The organism is Pseudomonas sp. GW823-FHT02C02 (genome assembly GCF_058797635.1).
Map to the genome: position 1 here is coordinate 197,208 of NZ_JBXAJV010000001.1, position 22,111 is coordinate 219,318.

Consider the following 22,111-nt stretch of genomic DNA (forward strand, 5'->3'; position numbering starts at 1 on the left):
GGAGGCAGAAGAATCAAATATAGTACATCTACTATACTGCGTAGGTTGTACTTCCATATCCATGGCAGATTGTTATATAAAGCACACCGGACATAAAGGATGACCTCAGCGGCTACGCTGAACAGGCCCATCCATAGAGCTAACAATCAGCCACCGAGTACCCGTCATGTCGATCTATGAACAAGGGCTAGGCCCTTCGGCTGTCAATCACATTGCTTTGTCGCCGCTCAGCTTCATCGAACGCACTGCCAGCGTTTACCCCCACTACCCCGCCGTGATCCACGGTTCGATCCGTCGTACCTGGGCGCAGACCTACACCCGTTGCCGGCGCCTGGCCTCGGCGCTGGCCGGTCGTGGCATCGGCAAGAACGATACGGTGGCGGTGATGCTGCCCAACATTCCCGAGATGCTTGAAGTGCATTTTGGCGTGCCGATGATCGGCGCCGTGCTCAACCCGCTCAACGTGCGCCTGGATGCCGAAGCCATTGCCTTCATGCTGCAGCATGGTGAAGCCAAGGTACTGATCACCGACCGTGAATTCCATGACGTGATTCACGCGGCCATCGGCATGCTCGATCACCCGCCGCTGGTCATCGACGTCAATGACCCGGAATACGGCGAAGGCAAGGCCGTCAGCGACCTGGATTATGAAGCGCTGCTGGCCGAAGGCGATCCGGATTACGCCTGGCAATGGCCGGACAACGAGTGGCAAGCCATCTCGCTGAACTACACCTCAGGCACCACCGGCAACCCGAAAGGAGTGGTCTACCACCATCGCGGCGCGTACCTGAACTCGCTGGGCAACCAGATGACCTGGGCCATGGGCAACCATCCGGTCTACCTCTGGACCCTGCCGATGTTCCACTGCAACGGTTGGTGCTACCCGTGGATCATCACCGCCATGGCCGGTGTGCATGTGTTCCTGCGCCGGGTCGATCCGCAGAAAATCCTCACGCTGATTCGCGAGCATCAAATCACGCACCTGTGTGCTGCGCCTATCGTGCTCAATGCATTGGTCAACATGCCGGAATCGGCGAAAGCGGCCATCGACCACCCGGTCAACGCCATGGTTGCCGGTGCTGCACCGCCCGCCAAAGTGATCGGCGCCGTGGAAGAAATGGGCATCAAGGTCACGCACGTCTATGGCCTGACCGAAACCTACGGTCCGGTGACGCTCTGCGCCTGGCATGCCGAATGGGATGAGTTACCGCTGGACGAACGGGCACAGATCAAATCCCGTCAGGGCGTGCGCTACCCGACGCTTGAAGGCGTGATGGTCGGCGACTCAAAGACGCTGGAACCTACCCCACGGGACGGTCAGACCATCGGTGAGATCTTCATGCGCGGCAACACCGTGATGAAGGGTTACCTGAAAAACCCGACCGCCACCGCCGAAGCATTCGAAGGCGGGTGGTTCCACACCGGTGACCTGGCGGTGTGTCATCCCAATGGTTATGTCGAGATCAAGGACCGACTCAAGGACATCATCATTTCCGGCGGCGAGAACATTTCCACCATCGAACTGGAAGGCGTGCTGTATCGCCATCCGGGCGTGATGGAAGCGGCCGTGGTTGCCCGTCCCGATGAAAAATGGGGCGAAACGCCGTGTGCGTTCATCACCTTGAAGGCCGACCACCAGGACGTTCGCGAGGCCGACATCATCAGTTTCTGCCGCGAGCATCTGGCGGGCTTCAAAGTCCCGCGCACGGTGATCTTCACCCTGTTGCCGAAAACGTCCACCGGAAAAATCCAGAAGTACGTCCTGCGCGACAGGGCTAAAGCGCTCTAACCCGAACCGACGTTTTACCCACCCGGCGGCAGGTGTTTCATCTGCCGCTTCGGGCTCGTGCAGGCCGAATTCGGCCCTGCCCTGCCCCCAGACACATAACAAAAACAATGTGGAGCCACCCATGATCGACATCCATTCAACCGATACCCAACGTTGTGAACGCATTCGGACCAATCCGAAATTCCTTCAATTGGTGAGCAGCCGTTCGCGCCTGGCCTGGTCGCTGAGTGCCGCCGTGCTGGGCACTTACTACGGATTCATGCTGGTGGTGGCATTTGCCCCGCAATGGCTGCATGCGCCAGTCGCCGAGCATCGGATGTTGACCCTGGGCATGCCGGTGGGTGCGGCGATCATCATTTTTTCCTGGCTGCTGACCGGTTGGTACGTCTATCGCGCCAACACGCGTTTCGATGCACTGGGCGCCGCCATTCTCGAGGAGAGCAAGTGATGAACCTGCTGCGTAAGCTCATCCTCGCCGCTGCCGGCCTGTTGCCGGCCTCCATCGTCCTCGCCGCCCCGACAATGGGCGCAGTGGAAAAACAACCGCTGAACCTGCATGCGATCGGCATGTTCTTCGTCTTCGTGCTGGGCACCCTGGCGATTACCTGGTGGGCCGCACGGCAAACCAAATCCACGTCGGACTTCTACACCGCTGGCGGTGGCATTACCGGGTTCCAGAACGGCCTGGCAATTGCCGGTGACTACATGTCCGCCGCCACCCTGCTGGGGCTGTCCAGCCTGGTGTTTGCCAAGGGCTACGATGGCTTCATCTACACCATCGGCTTCTTTGTCGGCTGGCCGATCATCACCTTCCTGATGGCCGAGCGCCTGCGCAACTTGGGCCGCTACACCTTCGCGGACATCGTTTCCTATCGACTCGACCAGAACAAGGTGCGGATCTTCGCCGCGTTCGGTTCGCTGACGGTGGTGTGCTGCTACCTGATCGTGCAGATGGTCGGGGCCGGTCAGTTGATCAAGTTGCTGTTCGGTCTCGACTACCCGGTTGCGGTGGTGATCGTCGGTGCATTGATGCTGGTCTACGTGATCTTCGGCGGCATGATTGCCACCACCTGGGTGCAAATCATTAAGGCTGTGCTGCTGCTCGCCGGCGGAACCACCCTGGCGGTCATGGCCATGTCGCAGTTTGGTTTCAGCTACGAAACCCTGGCCGACAAAGCCGTCCAGGCCCATGCCAGCGGCTGGAACATCATGGGGCCAGGCTCGATGCTCGCCGACCCGATCAACACCGCGTCGATGTCGTTGGGCCTGGTGTTCGGGATTGCCGGTCTGCCGCACATTTTGATGCGTTTCTTCACCGTGCCGAACGCCAAGGAAGCGCGCAAGTCGGTGTTCTACGCCACAGGCTTTATCGGTTTCTTCTTCCTGGTGGTCTGCACCCTGGGCTTTGCCGCGATGGTCATCATCGGCACCGACCCGCAGTACTACGTCAACGGTGAAGTCGGCGGCGCCCTGATCGGCGGCGGCAACATGGTTGCCATGCACCTGGCCAAAGCAGTGGGCGGCAACCTGTTCTTCGGTTTCCTCTCGGCCGTGGCCTTCGCCACCATTCTGGCGGTCGTCTCCGGACTGGCCCTGGCCGGTGCCTCGGCGATTTCCCATGACCTCTACGCCACGGTGTTCAAGAAAGGCAAGGCCAGCCAGAAACAGGAAATGCGCGTAACGCGCATGGCGACGGTAGGCCTGGGCATCATCGCGATTCTGCTGGGCATTCTGTTCGAGAAGATGAACGTTGCGTTTCTGGTAGGCCTGACCTTCGGCATTGCCGCGTCGACCAACTTCCCGGTGCTGATCATGGCCATGTACTGGAAAGGCCTGACCACCAAAGGCGCGATTCTCGGCGGTTTTGCCGGCCTGATCTGCGCACTGGTGCTGGTGATCCTGTCGCCAGCGGTCTGGGTCACCGTGCTCGGTCACGCTCACGCGATCTTCCCCTACGACCACCCGGCGCTGTTCTCCATGCCGCTGGCGTTCTTCGTGATCGTCGTGGTGTCGAAACTCGACCGCAGCGTGCGCGCCGACAAGGAGCGTGACGCCTACGCCGACCAGTTCGTTCGCGCCCAGACCGGCCTCGGCGCCGCCAGCGCTTCCGCTCATTGATTGAAAGGGCACGGTCTGCCGTAACGGCGCCGTGCCCACCGCACACCTTTTGAGGTTCACGTTATGCCCGAATTCAACGCCCCGCTGCGCGACATGCGCTTTGTGCTGCACGAAGTGTTCGATGCCCCGGCCCTGTGGGCGCGCTTGCCGGCCCTGGCCGACACGGTCGACGCCGCCACCGCTGACGCCATTCTTGAGGAAGCGGCGAAAGTCACCTCGCACCTGATTGCGCCGTTGAATCGCAGCGGCGACGAAGAAGGCGCCCAGTGGCTCGATGGCCAGGTCAGCACGCCGATCGGCTTCAAACAGGCTTATGCCACCTTCATCGAAGGCGGCTGGGTGGGCCTGTCCGGTAACGCCGATTTCGGCGGCATGGGCATGCCGAAGATGCTTGCCGTGCAGTTCGAAGAAATGCTCTACGGCGCCAACTCAAGCTTCGCCCTGTATTCGGCCTTGAGTTCCGGGGCCTGCCTGGCGCTGGATGCCCACGCCAGCGAGACCCTGAAAAATCTGTATTTGCCACCGATGTATGAAGGCCGCTGGGCTGGTTCCATGTGCTTGACCGAAGCGCATGCCGGCACTGATCTGGGGATCATCCGCACCCGCGCCGAACCCCGGGCCGACGGCAGTTTCAGCATCACCGGCAGCAAGATCTTCATCACCGGTGGCGATCAGGACCTGACGGAAAACATCATCCATCTGGTGCTGGCCAAGCTGCCGGATGCGCCAGCCGGACCAAAAGGGATCTCGCTGTTCGTCGTGCCCAAGGTGCTGGTCAATGCCGACGGTTCCCTTGGCGACGCCAATGCCGTGAGCTGCGGTTCGATCGAACACAAGATGGGCATCAAGGCTTCGGCCACCTGCGTGATGAACTTTGACGGCGCCAGCGGTTGGCTGGTCGGCGAAGCCAACAAAGGCTTGGCGGCGATGTTCACCATGATGAACTACGAGCGCCTGTCCATCGGCATTCAGGGCATCGGCTGTGCGCAAGCGTCCTATCAGAGCGCCGTGGCTTACGCCCGTGAACGTGTACAGAGCCGCGCACCGACCGGCGCGATGGCCCCGGACAAAGTGGCTGATCCGATCATCGTCCACCCCGATGTGCGCCGCATGTTGCTGAGCATGAAAGCCATGACCGAAGGTGGCCGCGCGTTTGCCAGTTACGTCGGTCAACAACTGGACCTGGCGAAGTTCTCCGATGACGCCCAGGAGCGCGACAGCGCACAAACCCTGGTCGCGCTGCTGACACCCGTGGCCAAGGCGTTCTTCACCGACACGGGTCTGGAAAGCTGCATCAACGGCCAGCAAGTGTTCGGCGGCCATGGTTACATTCGCGAATGGGGCCAGGAGCAGTTGGTCCGTGACGTGCGCATCGCGCAGATCTACGAAGGCACCAACGGCATTCAGGCGCTGGACCTGCTCGGCCGCAAAGTGTTGGCCGACAGCGGCTTCGCGCTGCGTCAATTCACCGGGGAGATACGTCGTTTCGCCCATCAGCCAGACGCGCCCTACTCCGTGCAACTGTTCGATGCCGTGCAGCGTCTGGAAAACCTGAGCGACTGGCTGCAAGACCAAGCCGCCACCAACCGCAACGAAATCGGCGCGGCTTCGGTCGAGTATTTACACCTGTTCGGTTACGTCGCCTACGCCTGGCTCTGGGCGCGCATGGCCCAGGTTGCGAAGAAAAAACTCAGCGAGGACCCCAAGTTCTATGGCGCGAAGATCGCCACCGCCGATTTCTACATCCGTCGCCTGCTTCCGCGCACATTGAGCCTGGAGCATTCCATTCTTGCCGGCAGCGCCTCGTTGTACGGCCTGAGCGCCGAACAGTTCTAACGATTGAACCGACGCGGCGCCACGCTCCTCTCGATTCGGCGTCCGCGTTTTTTTTATTGATAAGCCCTCGTCCACCCGGCGAGGGCCGCGGGACCTGTCTTTCCATAATAAAAACAAAGGGGCTTCACCATGGACCGCAACACCCGCATCCTCGCTACCCGACTATTGCTGGCCGGCGGCGTCATCAGCCTCTCGGCCCCCGCCGCGGCTGACTTTGTCAAAGACAGCAAGGCCAGCCTTGAGCTGCGCAACTTCTATTTCAATCGGGATTATCGCCAGGACAACGCCGCCCAATCCAAACAAGAGGAATGGGCCCAGGGTTTCCTGCTGCGGTATGAGTCGGGCTTCACCGACGGTTTGGTCGGTGTCGGTTTCGATGCCATCGGCCTGGTCGGCGTCAAGCTTGATTCGAGTCCTGATCGCGCCGGTTCCGGCCTGCTCAAACGCCATCGCGACACGAGCAAAGGCGCTCAGGACGAGTACGGCGAACTGGGATTGACCGCCAAACTGCGCGCCTCCAAAAGCACCCTGAAACTCGGCACGCTGCTGCCGAAGTTGCCGACGGTGCTGGCCAACGATTCACGGCTGTTGCCACAAACCTTCAAGGGCGGTCAATTGAACTCGCTGGAGATTGAAGGCTTGACCGTGGATGCCGGGCGGCTAACCCAGGTCAATCAGCGTGACTCCTCGGACTACGAGGACATGGGCATCACCCGGACCGGCGCCAAAGGCATCACCACGCGGCACCTCGAAAGCGACAGCTTTGATTTCGCCAGCCTGAACTACAAATGGACCAGTAACCTCGCCACCGGCTACAGCTACGGCCACCTCGACAACTTCTACAGCCAGCACCTGGTGAACCTGACCTACGTGATGCCGGTAACGACGGGGCAATCGTTCAAGACTGACCTGCGCTTTGCCCGCTCCACGGATGATGGCGGCAGCAATGTCGACAACAATGCGATTGGCGCCATGTTCACCTACAGCCTCGGCGGTCACGCGTTTGGCCTGGGTTATCAAGGCATGAGCGGCGACACCGGTTTTGCCTACATCAACGGCACCGATGCGTTTCTGGTGAACTTCGTGCAGATCGGAGACTTCGCCAGCAAGGATGAAAAATCCTGGCAGGCGCGTTACGACTACAACTTTGCAGCCATGGGTGTGCCGGGCCTGACCTTCATGACCCGCTATATCACTGGCGACAATATCGACCTGGGCGGCAACCGCCCCGAAGGCAAGGAATGGGAGCGTGATACCGACATTGGTTATGTCGTGCAGAGCGGTCCGCTGAAGAATGTCGGGGTGAAATGGCGTAATGCGACGGTGCGTTCGACCAACTTCGGCAGCGATCTGGATGAGAATCGCTTGATTGTCAGCTACACCCTGCCGATCTGGTAACGATTCAGGCTTCACAAGGGGGGACTCGCTTGGCGGCGCAGTTCCCCTTTTTGTTGTGGATTTTCGCTGAGATGGCGAGCCTCTTCGCGAGCAGGCTCGCTTCCACAGGGGAACGCGGTCAACGGTAGGAGTGAGCCTGCTCGCGAAGGCGGCCTCAAAGGCGCCAAACATGAGAGTAGGTTAAGATGCCTGCAAACCAGGCCCGCCGCGAGACGCCCCGCATGACTGATACCACCCCCCGCCTGATCAAGAAATACCCCAATCGCCGACTCTACGACACCCACACCAGCAGTCATTTGACGCTGGCGGATGTGCGCCAACTGGTCGTCGATAAAGTTGCGTTTAAGGTGGTCGATGCCAAGAGCGGCGAAGACCTGACGCGCAGTATCCTGCTGCAAGTGATTCTGGAAGCCGAAAGCGGCGGCGAGCCGATCTTCACCAGCGAGATGCTGATGGGGATTATCCAGTTCTACGGTCCGTACCAGGGTGTGCTCGGCAGCTACCTGGATAAAAGCATCCAGACCGTCATCGACATCCAGTCCCAGACCGGCGCGCAGTCATCCGAAGCCTGGAGCGACTTCATGCATCAACAGGCCCCGGTCATGCAGGACCTGATGCGCCAGTATGTCGACCAGTCCAAGGCCTTGTACCTCAATACCCAGAACCTGTTCGGCATGTTTGGCGCCAAGCCCGGCACCGATAAAGGGCCGAAAAAAAATGGCGATGGGGAATAAACCCATCGCCATCGTTTGTGCCGCTGGCCTGAAATGACTTACTTGTTACCGCTGGTGGCCTTGGCGCTCGCTTCTGGTGCTGCTTTGGTGGCAGCGGCAGTGGCGGCGTCAAAATTGCTCTGAGCCACATCGGAAGCCTGTTTCACGGCTTTCTGTGCGCTTTCAAACACGGTACTGGCATTGGCAAGGCCCGACTTGAATGCAGCCACGACAGGCTCGGAGCCGGCCGGTGCATTCTTGCTGATCGATTCAACAAACTCATTGACCTGCTGGGTGCCCGCCTCGACCTGACTCGACGTCAGTTTGGCGATGTCCGACTGCGTGCCCACGATCAGCGCTTGAACCTGACGATTGAACTCGGCCAGACGTTCGGCCTGCGCGCTCGGCTGGGTAAACGATGCCTGCAAATCGGCAAAACCTTGTGGGTCACGCACGGCCAGCAGCTTGCGCACGCCTTCGAAGTGCTCTTCGGTGGAGTCGCGCAGTGCCTTGAACTGCAACTGGCTCAGTTGTTCAACGCTGGCGAAGACTTTGCCGCTGATCTGCTGCAAAAGATCGAGGTTGGCTTTCTGAGCGGTTTGCAGTTTTTCCGAATTGAAAAAAGACATGCTTTATCTCCTGGTTCTGGAAGGCCCGGATGGGCCTGAGGACGCGATAGCGATCCTGCCAGACATCGCGTTAGCCTTGATATTGCAGTGCACAAAACTATTTGGCAACGGCTATTTTGTGCGGCGCACAATAAAGTTCGCTTCCTTGACCGTTATTCCCTATACACTCGTGAAAATCGAACGACCGGCTTGATTGCTATTAGTCAGGGCAACGTTCCCACGCATGGCGTCAGGAGTTCACGATGGGTCAGGAAGAAAATATTGCGCTGCAAGATAAAGGGCTTTCGACTGCGTCCGGTGTGTTCGAGCACCTGAACCATCTGCAGCGCCTCAATACCCGCAACGTTATTGACGCCGTGCAACAGCGCCAGGCCAAAACCTACGCACCTTCAAGTCTTGAACAACTCAAGCAGCCGACCGCCGCTGACTGGCAGGAATACTTCACCGACCTTGGCCAACGCAGCGTGCTGTTCTGGGACACCTTGCGTCAGCGCGGCGACAACACCCTGGCCCACGAACGCGCCGGGTATCCGCTGCTGCTCAAGTTCAACCATGAAACCCTGATTGCCGGTGAAGACCTGCCGCGCCCGGTCAACTACTCGCTGCTGCAGATCATCGCGGGCCCCGGGCAACAGCTCGACAGTAAAAAGCAGCCGGTGATCATCATTGACCCGCGCGGCGGCCACGGTTCAGGGATCGGTGGCTTCAAACAGGATTCGGTCATCGGCGAAAGCCTGCGCGCCGGTCACCCGACCTATTTCATCTCGTTCAGCCATTCGCCACGCCCGGGGCAAACCCTCGCGGACATCGTTGCAGCCCAGGCGCGGTTTATCGAAGAGGTCAGCGCGCGACACCCCGCCAGCACCAAACCTGTGGTGATCGGCAACTGCCAGGCCGGCTGGGCGTTGATGGGCCTGGCGGCGACCCGTCCGGAACTGCCGGGACTGATCATCGTCAATGGCGCGCCTTTGTCGTACTGGGCGGGCGTCAATGGGCGCAATCCGATGCGCTACACCGGCGGTTTGCTGGGCGGCGGCTGGATGGCACGCCTGGGCAGCGACCTGGGCAATGACCGTTTCGACGGCACTTGGCTGGTGAGCAATTTCGAAAGCCTCGACCCGGCCAACACCTGGTGGGGCAAGTACTACCACCTGTTCAGCGAGGTCGACAGCGAGGCCCCGCGCTTCCTCGATTTCGAACGCTGGTGGGGCAGCCCGACCCTGCTCAATGGCGAAGAGATCGAGATGATTGTCGATGACCTGTTCATCGGCAATCAACTGTCCGGCGGCCTCGGGCGCAAGAGCAGCGGGCTCGACCTCAAACGCATCGAAGTGCCGGTGGTGGTGTTCTGTTCCTATGGCGATAACATCACCTCGCCGCAGCAAGCACTGGACTGGATCACCGACGTCTACCCCAGCGACCTAGCCCTGCAAAATGCCGGTCGCACCATCGTTTACCTGCGGCACGCGAGCATTGGCCATCTGGGCATCTTTGTTTCCGGTGAAGTCGCGCGTCGTGAGCACCGGGAGTTGTTGGGCGCCGTCGACGCGATCAACGAACTGCCGGGCGGGCTCTATGAAATGCTCATCGAGGACCTGCCGGAACATTCGCCAACGCCCTACGCCGTGCGTTTCGAGCGACGACGTATCGCCGACATCCACGGTGACGCGCAGCCGCCCCGTGACGACGATCGCGAATTCGCGCTGGTCGAGCGTGCCTCTGATTTCAACAACACCCTTTACGACGGGTTTGTAAGACCGTGGTTGCGCCAGTTGATCAACGAGCCGACCGCCGAGCTGATGCGCAAGGCCCACCCGTTTCACCAGCAACAGGTGATGTGGAACAGTTTGAACCCGGCGCTCTGGTGGTTGGCAGGCAGTGCCGCCCAGGTGAGCAAGAACCGTCAGCCGGCAAACCCGTCCAATCCGTTGCTGGCCTGGCAGGCATTGTTTTCCAACCAGATACAGGATGCCTTGAACGGCTATCGGGACCTGCGTGATGCCGCTCAGGAAATGAGCTTTTACGGCGTGTATGGCGTGCTCAACAGCCTTACCGGCAACGTACCGGCTCGCAATCTCCAGGCGCACGCCGAGCAGCACGATAAAGTCCTGATCGACCGCCTTCAGGACGCCCTGCCCCTCGGCGGCTTGATGGAAGCCTTGATCCGGATCCTGTTCCTGCTGGGCCGCGACAGCGACGAACCGGGCAAGCAAAGCGTCGAGAAACTCATCCTGCAATTGCAGGTGCTGCTGCAGGACTACAGCGCCGAGCCGCTGGACTTGCGCGAAACCCTGCGCCTGCAAAAACTGCTGGTCGCCACCCATCCGCAGGAAAGCCTGCAAAGTCTGCCCCTGATGCTGGCCGAGGTCGAAGAACGCCAGCAAGTGCTGGCCGCCGTCGCCAACATGCTGCCGGAACTGCTGACCAGCGGCGCAGACAATCCGTTCTGGTGTGAGCTGCACACGCTGCTCGACGTGCCACTGCCGGGGTTCAACCTGACTCAACCTCCGGGCGCAGCCGATGTTGTCGAGGAGGAAACCCCGACGACAACCCCGGAGCCGATCAAGCCGAAAACCGCGGTCGTCGCACCAGAGCCCGCCAAACAAAGCGCCCCCGTGGTCGTCGCTGAGCCGATTGCCCCGGGAGCGCTGACAAAAACGCGCAAACCCGCGAAGGGCAAAAAAGCCGCGAAGAAACCTCCTGCTCTCTGATGAGTAACTTGTGGGAGCGAGCCTATGTGTGTGGCGAGGGAGCTTGCTCCCGCTCGGCTGCGAAGCAGTCGCATAGCTTTTGGGGCCGCTTCGCGACCCAGCGGGAGCAAGCTTCCTCACCACAAAAGCGCACTCCCACGGGGTTCGTTGTCGACAAAATGTTAGAGCAGTTCACTGCGTCACACTGGCGCGGCTTCCTGGATCTCGAACGATTCATCGGACCGATACTGCCCCGGCGTCATGCCAAACCAGCGGCTACAAGCTTTGTTGAAGCTGCTGTGGTCATGAAAGCCAAGGAGATAGGCGACATGCTTCATGTTGAAGTGAGAATGGCGCAGGTAGAAATCAGCGAGTTGCCGGCGCACCGCGCTCAGCACGTCCTTGAACTGTGTCCCTTCCTTTTCCAGCGCTCGTTGCAGCGTTCGCTTGCTGATGTTCAAGGCCGCCGCAATCGATTCCATGTCGCATTGCCCCTGGCCCTGACTCAGGCGCTCGGTAATCAGCGCGCGAATTCGCCCGACAATGCAAAAACCAAACAGCAGGTCCAGTTGCGCCTCGGCAAAACTGTCATGCAGCACCGCCAGCGTTTCGTTGGCCATGCTCAACGGTCGCATCAATTCCTGCCCGTCAAACAAAATGCTGTCGTAAGGCGCGTTGAACTGCAGATTGCAGCCAAACAGCCGTCGATGCTCGGTGGTGTCTTCGGGTTCTGGATAGGTGAATTCGACGCTCAAGGGTTGCGGTGCGTTGCCGCCCGCCAGCTTACGGCAGAACCCCAACAACGACGCCAGCCCGGCATCGGTGTATTGGCGCGGTTTGATCGAACCCTGCTGCTGATGATCGAGCCCGGACAACCGGTAATGTTGCTGTTCGGCGGTAAAGAAAAGGCTGAACCCGGTGCCAATCAGCGGACTGAAACGGACCAGGCGTTCGAGGGCGTTTTTCAGATTCAGGCTGGACATCATGGTGTAGCCGATGATCTGAAAGCTGCCGGGGTGGAAACTGCCATAGGCCCTCAAGCCAATGTCCTGATCGCCCGAGGCTTCGGCGGCCAGCTCCCAGAGTCGATAGATGGCCTTTCGCTCGCAAAACGCACCTGGTTGGTCCGCGAGGTCAACGTCTAGTCCAGCCTCCCGACACAGACTGGCAACATCCAGTCCTTGGGCCGAGAGCGTATTGACCAGCACGCTGGCATAGCCTGAACTCATTTTATACATGGCGTCCTCAATGACCTGTGGAACCGGACATCCTGTCCGGAGCCGTGACTGATCTGAAATAAATCAAATATTAACGAGTGGTTCCGTTGCCAATATTGATCCCAGTATAGGTAATCCTCATTTTTCGCCACTGTTCCCGGCCATTCGTCGCCCGGATGCAACTAAACCAGCCATGGCGCCTTTGGACACCAGCCCGTCACCTCCAAACACTTCCGCATCCCCCGCCAATACCGAACAATCGCCCATCTTGCAGCGCAAAACAAAAAAGAGGAACGGAGCTTATGAAGTCGCTTGGTCGTATTGCGTTGGTCACAGGTGGTATGGGTGGGATTGGTACGGCGATCAGCCAGCGCCTGTACAAGGAAGGGTTCAAAGTCATCGTCGGTTGCAGCTCGGATTCCGCCCGCAAAAACGACTGGATTGCCGGTCAACTGGCGGCGGGTTATCAGTTCGAATGCATCTACGGCGACATCACCGATTGGGAGTCGACGCGCAAGGCCTTCGAGATGGCGCGGGAACAATTCGGCCCGATCGATGTGCTGGTCAACAACGCCGGCATCACCCGGGATGCCTCCTTCCGCAAGCTGACGCCCGAGGACTGGAATGCCGTGATCGGCACCAACTTGAGCGGCATGTTCAACACCACCAAGCAGGTGATTGAAGGAATGTTGGCCAAGGGCTGGGGACGGGTCATCAATATCTCCTCGATCAACGGCCAACGAGGCCAGTTCGGCCAGACCAACTACAGCGCGGCCAAGGCCGGCATCCATGGCTTCACCATGGCCCTGGCGCGGGAAGTGTCCGGCAAGGGCGTGACCGTCAACACCGTCTCCCCGGGTTACATCCAGACCAGCATGACCGCGGCCATCCGCCCGGACATCCTCGACACCATAATCGCCGCCACCCCCGTCGGGCGCCTCGGCCAACCCGAAGAAATCGCCTCGATCGTCGCCTGGCTGGCCTCCGATGAATCGGGCTACAGCACCGGCGCTGATTTCTCGGTGAACGGCGGCATGAACATGCAGTAGACCGATCAGGGCAAGGACGCCCTGCTCCCGCTCGACAACATCTTAATGAGGTCACGCATGAACGAAGTCGTAATCGTTGCCGCTACACGTACCGCCATCGGCAGTTTTCAAGGGGCCTTGTCCGCGATTCCAGCCACTGAACTGGGCGCAGCGGTGATCCGCCGTCTGCTGGAAGAAACCGGCCTGGACGGCACGCAGATTGATGAAGTGATTCTGGGCCAGGTGCTCACCGCAGGCTCGGGGCAAAACCCGGCACGTCAGACGGCAATCAAGGCCGGCCTGCCCTTCACCACCCCTGCCCTGACGCTGAACAAGGTCTGCGGCTCGGGCCTCAAGGCTGTGCAACTGGCGGTTCAGGCGATCCGCTGCGGCGACGCCGAGCTGGTGATTGCCGGCGGTCAGGAAAACATGAGCCTGGCGCCTTATGTGCTGCCCAAGGTACGCACCGGTTTGCGTCTGGGTCATGCGCAGTTGCAAGACAGCGTGATTCAGGACGGTTTGTGGGATGCCTTCAACGACTACCACATGGGAATCACCGCTGAGAATCTGGCCACGCAGTACAGCGTCAGCCGCGAAGATCAGGACGCCTTCGCCGCCGCCTCGCAACAGAAAGCAGCCGCCGCCATCGAAGCGGGCTACTTCAAGGGGCAAATCACCCCGATCCTGATCCCTCAGCGCAAGGGCGATACGCTGGTGTTCGACACGGATGAACAACCGCGCCCGGGCGGCACGCTGCAAGCGTTGAGCAACCTTAAACCGGCGTTCAAGAAAGACGGCAGCGTGACCGCCGGCAATTCGTCGACTCTCAACGATGGCGCCGCCGTGTTGCTGCTGGCCAGCGCCGCCAAGGCCCAGGCCCTCGGCTTGCCGGTGCTGGCGCGCATCAAGGCTTACGCCAGTGCGGGCGTCGACCCGTCGATCATGGGCATCGGCCCGGTCCCGGCCACCCGTCTGGTGCTGGAAAAAGCCGGCTGGAGCCTGGACGACCTCGACCTGATCGAAGCCAACGAAGCGTTTGCCGCGCAATCGCTGGCGGTTGGCAAGGAACTGGGTTGGGACACCGCCAAGGTCAACGTCAACGGTGGTGCGATTGCGTTGGGGCATCCGATCGGCGCGTCGGGCGCGCGGATTCTGGTCTCGCTGGTGCACGAGCTCATTCGCCGTGACGGCAAAAAAGGCCTGGCCACGTTGTGCATTGGTGGCGGCCAAGGTGTCAGCCTGGTCATCGAACGATAACAAGAATCACAGGACTGCTTGCTTGACTGCTGACGCGGTGCCGAATGGCGGCACCGCGGTTTTTTTCTGCCCGGTTTACCGATGTGGGCAAGGAGTTCCATGGACAATAACGCGCACACCTTCAACACCTTCTGGTCAGGCCAGGTCCCGTTCATTGCCTCCTTTGCAGTGCAACAATTACGCTTGTGGGTGAGCACCAATCCTTGGTTCACCGGCCAGGAATACGAGAAGTGGTTTGACCTGCCACGCACCACACTGGAAAGCCTGCAAGCCGAGTATCAAACCCAATGGGGTGATCTGGGCCAGCGGCTGCTGACCGGCCAGCCGTTTTCCTTTGAAGATCGACGTTTTTCCAGTGGCAACTGGAGCACGCCGCTGTTCGGCTCCCTCGCAGCGTTCTACCTGCTCAATGCCGGTTTTCTGCTGAAGCTGCTCGATAAACTGCCGATCAAAGACAAGAAACCCCGCCAGCGTCTGCTGTATCTGGTGGAGCAAGCGATTGCCGCCGGGGCGCCCAGCAACTTTCTGGCGAGCAACCCCGATGCCTTGCAACGCGTCGTCGACACTCAGGGCGGCAGCCTGTTCACCGGCCTGTTGCACCTGGCCAGCGACCTGCAAGAAGGCAAGATGCGTCAGTGCGACAGCGGCGCTTTCAAGGTCGGCGTGGATCTGGCCAACACCCCCGGCGAAGTGGTGTTCGAGAACGAACTGTTCCAGTTGATTCAGTACTACCCGCAAAGCGAAACCCAGTACCGGCGCCCGGTGTTCATCGTCCCGCCGTCGATCAACAAGTACTACATCCTCGACCTGCGCCCGGACAACTCGATGGTTCGCCATCTGCTGCAACAAGGCCACCCGGTGTTCCTGATGTCGTGGCGCAACTTCGATCAGGCGCACGCCGGCACCACCTGGGATGACCTGATCGACACCGGCATCATCAAAGGCCTGCAAGTGACCCGCGAGATCAGCGGCGATCAACGCCCCAATTGCGTGGGGTTCTGCATCGGCGGCACGCTGTTGAGTTCGGCGCTGGCGGTACTGGCGGCGCGCGGCGACAAGGACATTGGCAGCGTGAGCCTGTTGACCACCTTCCTCGATTACCTCGACACCGGCCCCATCGACATCTTCGTCGACGAACAACTGGTGGCCTACCGCGAGCGCACCATCGGTGGTCAGGAGGGCCCCATCGGCCTGTTCAAGGGCGAGGACATGGGCAACACCTTCTCGCTGCTGCGCCCGAATGATTTGTGGTGGAACTACAACGTCGACAAATACCTCAAGGGCCAGAAACCCATCCCCCTCGACTTGCTGTTCTGGAACAACGACAGCACCAACCTTCCGGGGCCGATGTACTGCTGGTATCTGCGTCACACCTACCTGCAGAACGACCTGAAATCCGGTGAACTGGACTGCTGCGGGGTCAAGCTCAACCTGCGCGCCATCGATGCACCGGCGTACATCCTCGCCACCCACGACGATCACATCGTGCCGTGGCGCAGCGCTTATGCCAGCACCCAATTGCTCTCCGGGACCAAGCGCTTTGTGCTGGGTGCCTCAGGGCACATCGCCGGGGTGATCAACCCGCCGGCCAGGGAAAAACGCCATTACTGGACCAACAATCGAGTGTCGAAGGATCCCGACACCTGGTTCATGAATGCCCAGGAACAGGCCGGCAGCTGGTGGAATGACTGGTTTGTCTGGCTGGCAGACCAGGCCGGCGAGCGTCAGCCTTCGGTGTCGCACATCGGCAACGCGCACTACCCGGCGCTGGAATCGGCACCCGGGCGTTATGTGATGCAATGACCGACAGCCCCGCGCGCTGACCGATATTGCGCGGGGCCGTTCTTCAGGCGTCCTCGCAAATAACCAAACACAGCACATCGCTTCAATATTCCCACCTGAATCTGCGCAACCATGGCCTCCTCACTCACCTGTAAGGACCTCGCCATGGCCATCGCCAAAGCTGCTCCCGGCAAAACCCTGCTGACCCCGACCGACCACACCCTGATCATGATTGATCACCAATCGCAGATGTCCTTCGCGACCAAGTCGATCGACGCCGTCACCCTGCGCAACAACGCAGCCCTCGTGGCCAAGGCCGCGCGCGGCTTCAAAGTCTCGACCATCCTGACCACTGTCGCCGAGAAGAGCTTTTCCGGGCCGATCTTCGACGAAATCAAGTCGGTGTTTCCGGAACACAACGTCATCGACCGCACCAGCATGAACACCTGGGAAGACGAGCGCATCGCCGTCGAAGTCAACAAATTCGGCAAACAGAAAATCGTCCTCGCCGGCCTGTGGACCTCGGTGTGCATCGTCGGCCCGGCGCTGTCGGCCATCGACCAGGGTTTTGAGGTCTACGTGATTGCCGACGCCTGTGGCGACGTCAGCACCGAAGCCCATGAAATGGCTATGCAGCGCATGATCCAGATCGGCGCCCGTCCAATGACCTCGCTGCAATACCTGCTCGAACTGCAACGCGACTGGGCACGTACCGAAACCTATGAAGAAACCGTGAAAACCTCGATTGCCAACGGTGGTTCCTACGGTCTTGGCCTGATCTACGCCAAAACAATGTTCGGTGCCTCGGAAGGCCATTAAGCGGTCCTCCTCTGAAAAGCGAGCGACTGCGGACCCTCCGCAGTCGCTGCTGCGTGGTGATTGATGATGAAGTTTGGCAAGCAAGACCTGCGTACCCGGTTGCCCTTTTGGTTGTCGGTGCTGTTCGCCGGAACAGCCTGGGCGGATGAACCCGCACAAGGGTTTCTGGATGGCGCGGCGCTTGACGTGCTCAGCCGCAACTTCTACCTCAACAGCGACTACCGGTCCCCTTCGCCGACAGGTAAAAGCTATAAAGCCGAGTGGGCTCAAGGCTTTATCAGCACTTTTGAATCTGGATTCACACCCGGCACGCTCGGCTTAGGCCTCGACGCCCACGCCTTTCTGGGATTGAAGCTGGATGGCGGCAAAGGTCATTCCGGGACCGGATTGCTGCCCGTGAATGATGACGGCCGTAGCGAAGACAACTATTCCAGTGGCGGCGGCGCACTGAAAATCAGAGCCTCGCGAACCACCTTGGCGTTCGGTGAAATGATGGTGGAAACCCCGGTGTTCGACACCGCGGACAAACGCTTGCAACCGGAATACGCCACAGGCTTTCTATTGAACAGCCGCGAAATCGATGACGTGAATCTGCTGGCCGGGCATTTCACCGCGTTCAAAAACCAGGACAGTTCTTCGAGCAAAGGCAATTTCTACGGCTACGGCGCCAACACCGAAGCCGGAGGCATTACGTTTCTGGGCACTGACTTATTCACCCAACGCCCCGTCGGCGGCGCGCTCTATGCCTCAGAACTCAGCGACACCTGGCATCAGTACTACGCCAACCTGCACCTGAAGCAGCCCGGGGTGTTCCTCGACGCCAATCTCTACCACACGCAAGACACCGGCAAAGCGCTGGCCGGCGCCATCGACAACACCGCGTTCAGCCTGTCGGGCAAGTACACCGTCGATGCCCACGCCTTCACCCTGGCCTATCAAAAAATCAATGGCGATACGCCGTTCGATTTTGTCGGCGGCGACTCGATCTACCTCGCCAACTCGATCAAGTACGCCGATTTCAACGGCGCCCACGAACGCTCATGGCAGGCACGCTACGACCTCGATTTGAGCACCTTCGGCATACCTGGCCTGAATTTCATGACCCGTTACGTCATGGGCAGCCGGATCGACGGCACCCGTGCGCCCAAGGGCGGCGCCTACAACCCTTTCGATGAGTCCATCGGCGAATACGTGCCACAACAAGGCGATGGCGGCCGGCATTGGGAGCGCGACATCGACCTGCGCTACATCGTGCAGTCCGGCGCGGCCAAAGGGTTATCGCTGCAACTGTCCCATGTCTCGCATCGGGCCAATGCGGCGCAGGCCGGCGATGATATTGACCGGGTGTACGTGGTCGTTCAGTACCCGCTGAATTTCGGGCATCTATGAAGGGAAATGGCGGAAGGCAGCCGGAGTCGAACCTGCCCGGGAACGGATGCCGTCCCCAACCGGGTTTGAAGCCCGGCCGCGCCACCGGGCGCGATTGCCTTCCTTGAAGTCAGTTTCCTGATGGCTGGGCCAGGGCATTGTCGAGCCGCAGATGGCGCTTGTCGCCAAAGCGTCGGGTCAGGCCCAGCCGGTCGAAGTATTCGAGGATCTGGATGCTGCGCTTGCGCCCCAGGCCCACGGCATCGCGAAATGCCGTGACCTGAATCACCGGGTTCTGCGCGGCCAGTTGCACAAGCATAGCCGCCAATCGGCGAATGACTGCTTCGGTGTAGAACAGGTCGCGGACGACCTGATGCACCAGCCCCAGCCTCGCCATTTTTCGCAGCAGCAGGCGCACCGTCACTTCGTCATGGCCAAGGTCGCGCACCCATGGGGCATTGAACCCGGCCTGTTCGAACAACGGTTGCAGCTGTTGCCACAACGCTTCGTCCTCTTCGCTCAAGCGCACCTGATGCTCGGGCAAATGCAGCCACGGCCCGCTGGCCAGCATGGCGCCACTGGTGAGTAATTCGTCGACCAGGCTGATGAAAGTCGGCCGATCCAAAGATGTCCCGGCGAAGCGCCGCAAGCGATCCCGGTCGGGGCCCATCTGGTCCGGTTCGAGCTGATGGAAACGAGCCAGATGCCCCAGCAATGGCGCTTTCAGCGCTTCCCAACGGTCAGCGCTGAACAGCAAGGGTCCTTGGCGGGTATCGATCAAACGGATATTGGCGGGCAGGACCCAGGTGTCACGCGGCCGGTTGAACTGACGCTCCAGGCGTCGCGGGTCGAGCCCGGTTTCGCTGTTCAGCAATAACGCAGGCAGCACGTCTTCCAGCGCATTGCGGGTGGCGAGTGCCTGCAGCTGCGCCAATCGCTCGGGGCTGCGACGGTGTCGGGTCGGCGCGAACGGGTCGAGCACCCGGCCACCGCCGAGGGTTCGTTGGGCGCTCTGGTCACGCAGAATCAATGGATCGCCCTTCACCGCCTGCACCGGCGCATTCAGCAGGATTTGCGCGAACATCCGTTCACCCGGCGCAACGCTGGCACCTTCCAACAGCGCCACTCGCCCCGTGACATCCTGCGTCCCCAAGTGAACATGCACCGTTTGAAAATGCTCGAACGCCTTGGCTTCGCTGGCCAGCAACCGCATGTCGATGTCCAGGCGCTGGGTCGGTGCGTAGAGCCACTCGGACACCAGCCAGTGGCCACGGTGAATCTGCTCCAGTGCCAAGCGCTCGGCACTCAGGTTCAGCGCCACTCGCTGACCCGCAACCCCAATCTCTGCGGCCTGGTTTTGCGCATGCAAGCCACGCACGCGCACGGACTTGCCCAACGGACCGAGCATCAGCGTATCGCCCACGGCAACCTGCCCGGACAGCGCCGTGCCGGTCACCACGATACCGGCCCCGGCCACGCTGAACGCACGATCAATCGCCAGACGAAAACTGCCACGGGTGCTGCGTTGCAGCACATCACGCTGCGCATCCAGCAAGGCCAGACGCAACGTCTCGACGCCCTCCCCGGTCACGCTCGACAGGGCAATCTGCGGCGCGCCGGCATACGGCCCGGGCACCAGCAAACTTTCGATTTGTTCGCGCACGGCCTGCACGCGGGCCGGATCGACCCGGTCGCATTTGCTGATCGCCACCAGCGCCCGAGGGATGCCCAGCAGTTCGACGATTGCCAGATGTTCGCGGGTCTGGGGCATGACGCCGTCATCCGCTGCCACTACCAGCAATACCAGATCGATGCCCTGGGCTCCGGCCAGCATGTTGTGAGTGAAGCGCTCATGACCCGGTACGTCGATAAAACCGGTCAATGCAGCGCCCGGTTCCAATGCGGCGTAGAGATAACCGAGGTCGATGGTCATGCCGCGCTCGCGTTCTTCCCGGCGACGGTCGCCGGCCTGGCCAGTCAATGCCTTGAGCAACGCCGTCTTGCCGTGGTCGATGTGCCCGGCGGTGCCGACAATCACCCTGGCACCTGCAATTGATCGAGTTGCGCCCGCCACGCGGCTTCGTCGTCCAGTTGGCGCAGGTCCAGCCACAGCGCGTCGTCGTCAATCCGGCCTAGCACCGGAATGGCCAGCTGACGGAACGCGGCCTCCAGCCCCAGTAAATGCCGGCCGCGCAGGCGTTTACTGACCAACGGGCGCAGGCACAACGCCGCGCTCGGCAGGCGAGCCACCGGTTGGCTGCCGCTGCCGATCATGCCCAGCGCCGCCACTGCGCTGACGCTCCAGCCATCGCCCAGAGCCTGCGCCAATGACGGTTGCAGGCGTTCGGCTTGCGCAAGAATGTCGGCCTGCGGTCGGGTCAGCAGGCGCAGGCTCGGCAGTCGTTCGGCCAGTTGATCGGGATTACGGTACAGGCTCAACACCGCTTCGAGGGCTGCCAGGGTCAGTTTGTCGACCCGCAACGCACGTTTGAGCGGGTTCTTCTTGATCTTCGCGATCAAGTCTTTGCGGCCGACGATCAACCCGGCCTGTGGACCGCCGAGTAACTTGTCGCCGCTGAAGGTGACGATGTCCGCGCCATCGATCAGCGCCTGGCGCACCGTGGGTTCGGCGGGCAAGCCCCAGCGGGTCAGGTCCAGCAGACTGCCGCTACCAAGGTCTTCGAGCAGTGGCAGCCCGTGCTTGTGCGCCAATTCAGCCAACTCGGCCGTCGGCACCCGGGCGGTGAAGCCTTCAATGGCGTAATTGCTCGCATGCACCCGCATCAGAAGCCCACTGCGCGGGCCAATCGCCGCCTCGTAATCCCGGGCGTGGGTGCGATTGGTGGTGCCGACTTCGTGCAGTTTGACGCCGGCCCTGGCCATGATGTCGGGAATGCGGAAGGCGCCGCCGATTTCGATCAGCTCGCCCCGGGAAATGATCCCTTCCTTGCGCGCGCCCAGGCTGTTGAGCGTCAGCAGCACGGCAGCGGCGTTATTGTTGACCACGGTCACGGCTTCGGCACCGGTCAGTTCACGGATCAGGCCTTCGATCAGGTCGTCACGGTCGCCGCGCTTGCCGCTTTGCAGGTCGAATTCGAGATTGAGCGGATAGCGAGCGGCCCTTTGCACCGCATCGATGGCTTCGTCTGGCAATAACGCGCGACCGAGGTTGGTGTGCAGCACTGTGCCGGTCAGGTTGAACACCCGGCGTACCTGGCTGCGATGCTGGAGATCCAGGCGCTCGCCCGCTCTGCCAGCCAAGACTTCGGGGGTGATTTCAACGGCGTCGAGTTGGCTTGACAGTACCGGTTCGCGCAGGTCATCCAGCAACTGCCGCAGGCTGGCCAGCAGCGCGTCACGCCCATAGCGCTCGGTCAATGGCAGGCACGCCGGATGGCGCAGCAAACTGTCGATGGAAGGCAGCCGCAAGGCTGGGCTGGCGGATCTGGCAGGCATCAGGCGCTCCC

General features: G+C 60.7%; 16 protein-coding genes and 1 tRNA gene. 12 read left to right on the forward strand and 5 right to left on the reverse strand.

Going from position 1 to position 22,111, the window contains the following annotated elements; genetic code table 11:
* Positions 1–166 precede the first annotated feature (166 nt).
* The 6 genes from AC1ROI_RS00890 to phaR all read left to right on the forward strand — a co-directional run bounded on the left by AC1ROI_RS00890 (position 167) and on the right by phaR (position 7,875).
* A complete protein-coding gene (locus tag AC1ROI_RS00890; protein ID WP_010460312.1) occupies positions 167–1,789 on the forward strand; it encodes an acyl-CoA synthetase in 1,623 nt (540 codons plus the stop codon).
* A 121-nt stretch (positions 1,790–1,910) separates the two neighbouring features.
* Complete coding sequence (locus AC1ROI_RS00895) at positions 1,911–2,237, forward strand: DUF485 domain-containing protein (RefSeq protein WP_010460314.1); 327 nt, start codon at positions 1,911–1,913, stop codon at positions 2,235–2,237.
* Positions 2,237–3,907, forward strand: a complete 1,671-nt coding sequence (locus AC1ROI_RS00900; protein ID WP_010460315.1) for a cation acetate symporter — start codon at positions 2,237–2,239, stop codon at positions 3,905–3,907. Before AC1ROI_RS00895 ends, AC1ROI_RS00900 begins: the two co-directional genes overlap by 1 nt.
* 63 nt (positions 3,908–3,970) lie before the next feature.
* Positions 3,971–5,743 carry an acyl-CoA dehydrogenase C-terminal domain-containing protein gene (locus AC1ROI_RS00905; RefSeq protein WP_083376747.1) on the forward strand — a complete coding sequence of 591 codons (1,773 nt, stop codon included), beginning with the start codon at positions 3,971–3,973 and terminating at the stop codon, positions 5,741–5,743.
* A 129-nt stretch (positions 5,744–5,872) separates the two neighbouring features.
* Complete coding sequence (locus AC1ROI_RS00910; protein ID WP_102593677.1) at positions 5,873–7,141, forward strand: OprD family porin; 1,269 nt, start codon at positions 5,873–5,875, stop codon at positions 7,139–7,141.
* 185 nt (positions 7,142–7,326) lie between these two features.
* Positions 7,327–7,875, forward strand: coding sequence for a polyhydroxyalkanoate synthesis repressor PhaR (gene phaR / locus AC1ROI_RS00915; RefSeq protein ID WP_010460321.1), 549 nt, complete (start codon positions 7,327–7,329; stop codon positions 7,873–7,875).
* Positions 7,876–7,913: 38 nt separating this feature from the next.
* Here the strand turns inward: phaR and phaP are convergent, their stop codons facing one another.
* A complete protein-coding gene (gene phaP / locus AC1ROI_RS00920) occupies positions 7,914–8,483 on the reverse strand; it encodes a TIGR01841 family phasin (protein WP_077748474.1) in 570 nt (189 codons plus the stop codon).
* Positions 8,484–8,725: 242 nt separating this feature from the next.
* On the opposite strand from phaP, the gene AC1ROI_RS00925 reads away from it, so the two are divergent.
* Complete coding sequence (locus tag AC1ROI_RS00925) at positions 8,726–11,194, forward strand: DUF3141 domain-containing protein (protein ID WP_102593676.1); 2,469 nt, start codon at positions 8,726–8,728, stop codon at positions 11,192–11,194.
* A 179-nt stretch (positions 11,195–11,373) separates the two neighbouring features.
* Here the strand turns inward: AC1ROI_RS00925 and AC1ROI_RS00930 are convergent, their stop codons facing one another.
* Complete coding sequence (locus AC1ROI_RS00930; protein ID WP_102593675.1) at positions 11,374–12,411, reverse strand: AraC family transcriptional regulator; 1,038 nt, start codon at positions 12,409–12,411, stop codon at positions 11,374–11,376.
* Positions 12,412–12,692: 281 nt separating this feature from the next.
* Between AC1ROI_RS00930 and phbB the strand changes: the two genes are divergently transcribed.
* The 5 genes from phbB (at position 12,693) to AC1ROI_RS00955 (ending at position 18,665) form a co-directional block, all read left to right on the forward strand.
* The gene (phbB, locus tag AC1ROI_RS00935; protein ID WP_102593674.1) at positions 12,693–13,439 is read left to right on the forward strand and encodes an acetoacetyl-CoA reductase; all 747 of its coding nucleotides are present in this window, start codon (positions 12,693–12,695) and stop codon (positions 13,437–13,439) included.
* Between the two features lie 57 nt (positions 13,440–13,496).
* Complete coding sequence (locus tag AC1ROI_RS00940; RefSeq protein ID WP_077748477.1) at positions 13,497–14,675, forward strand: acetyl-CoA C-acetyltransferase; 1,179 nt, start codon at positions 13,497–13,499, stop codon at positions 14,673–14,675.
* Positions 14,676–14,774: 99 nt separating this feature from the next.
* Positions 14,775–16,478 (forward strand): class I poly(R)-hydroxyalkanoic acid synthase, encoded by a 1,704-nt coding sequence (gene phaC / locus AC1ROI_RS00945; protein WP_102593673.1) that lies wholly within the window; start codon positions 14,775–14,777, stop codon positions 16,476–16,478.
* Between the two features lie 144 nt (positions 16,479–16,622).
* Positions 16,623–17,276, forward strand: coding sequence for a hydrolase (locus AC1ROI_RS00950; RefSeq protein WP_010460339.1), 654 nt, complete (start codon positions 16,623–16,625; stop codon positions 17,274–17,276).
* A 66-nt stretch (positions 17,277–17,342) separates the two neighbouring features.
* Positions 17,343–18,665 carry an OprD family porin gene (locus tag AC1ROI_RS00955; protein ID WP_102593672.1) on the forward strand — a complete coding sequence of 441 codons (1,323 nt, stop codon included), beginning with the start codon at positions 17,343–17,345 and terminating at the stop codon, positions 18,663–18,665.
* Positions 18,666–18,672: 7 nt separating this feature from the next.
* Here AC1ROI_RS00955 and AC1ROI_RS00960 read toward each other — a convergent pair.
* From AC1ROI_RS00960 to selA, 3 genes are all read right to left on the reverse strand, one after another.
* A tRNA-Sec gene (locus AC1ROI_RS00960) sits at positions 18,673–18,768 on the reverse strand.
* 6 nt (positions 18,769–18,774) lie between these two features.
* The gene (gene selB, locus AC1ROI_RS00965) at positions 18,775–20,682 is read right to left on the reverse strand and encodes a selenocysteine-specific translation elongation factor (RefSeq protein ID WP_102593671.1); all 1,908 of its coding nucleotides are present in this window, start codon (positions 20,680–20,682) and stop codon (positions 18,775–18,777) included.
* Positions 20,679–22,100 carry an L-seryl-tRNA(Sec) selenium transferase gene (gene selA, locus AC1ROI_RS00970; RefSeq protein ID WP_102593670.1) on the reverse strand — a complete coding sequence of 474 codons (1,422 nt, stop codon included), beginning with the start codon at positions 22,098–22,100 and terminating at the stop codon, positions 20,679–20,681. The genes selB and selA overlap by 4 nt, the downstream gene beginning before the upstream one ends.
* Between the last annotated feature and the right edge of the window lie 11 nt (positions 22,101–22,111).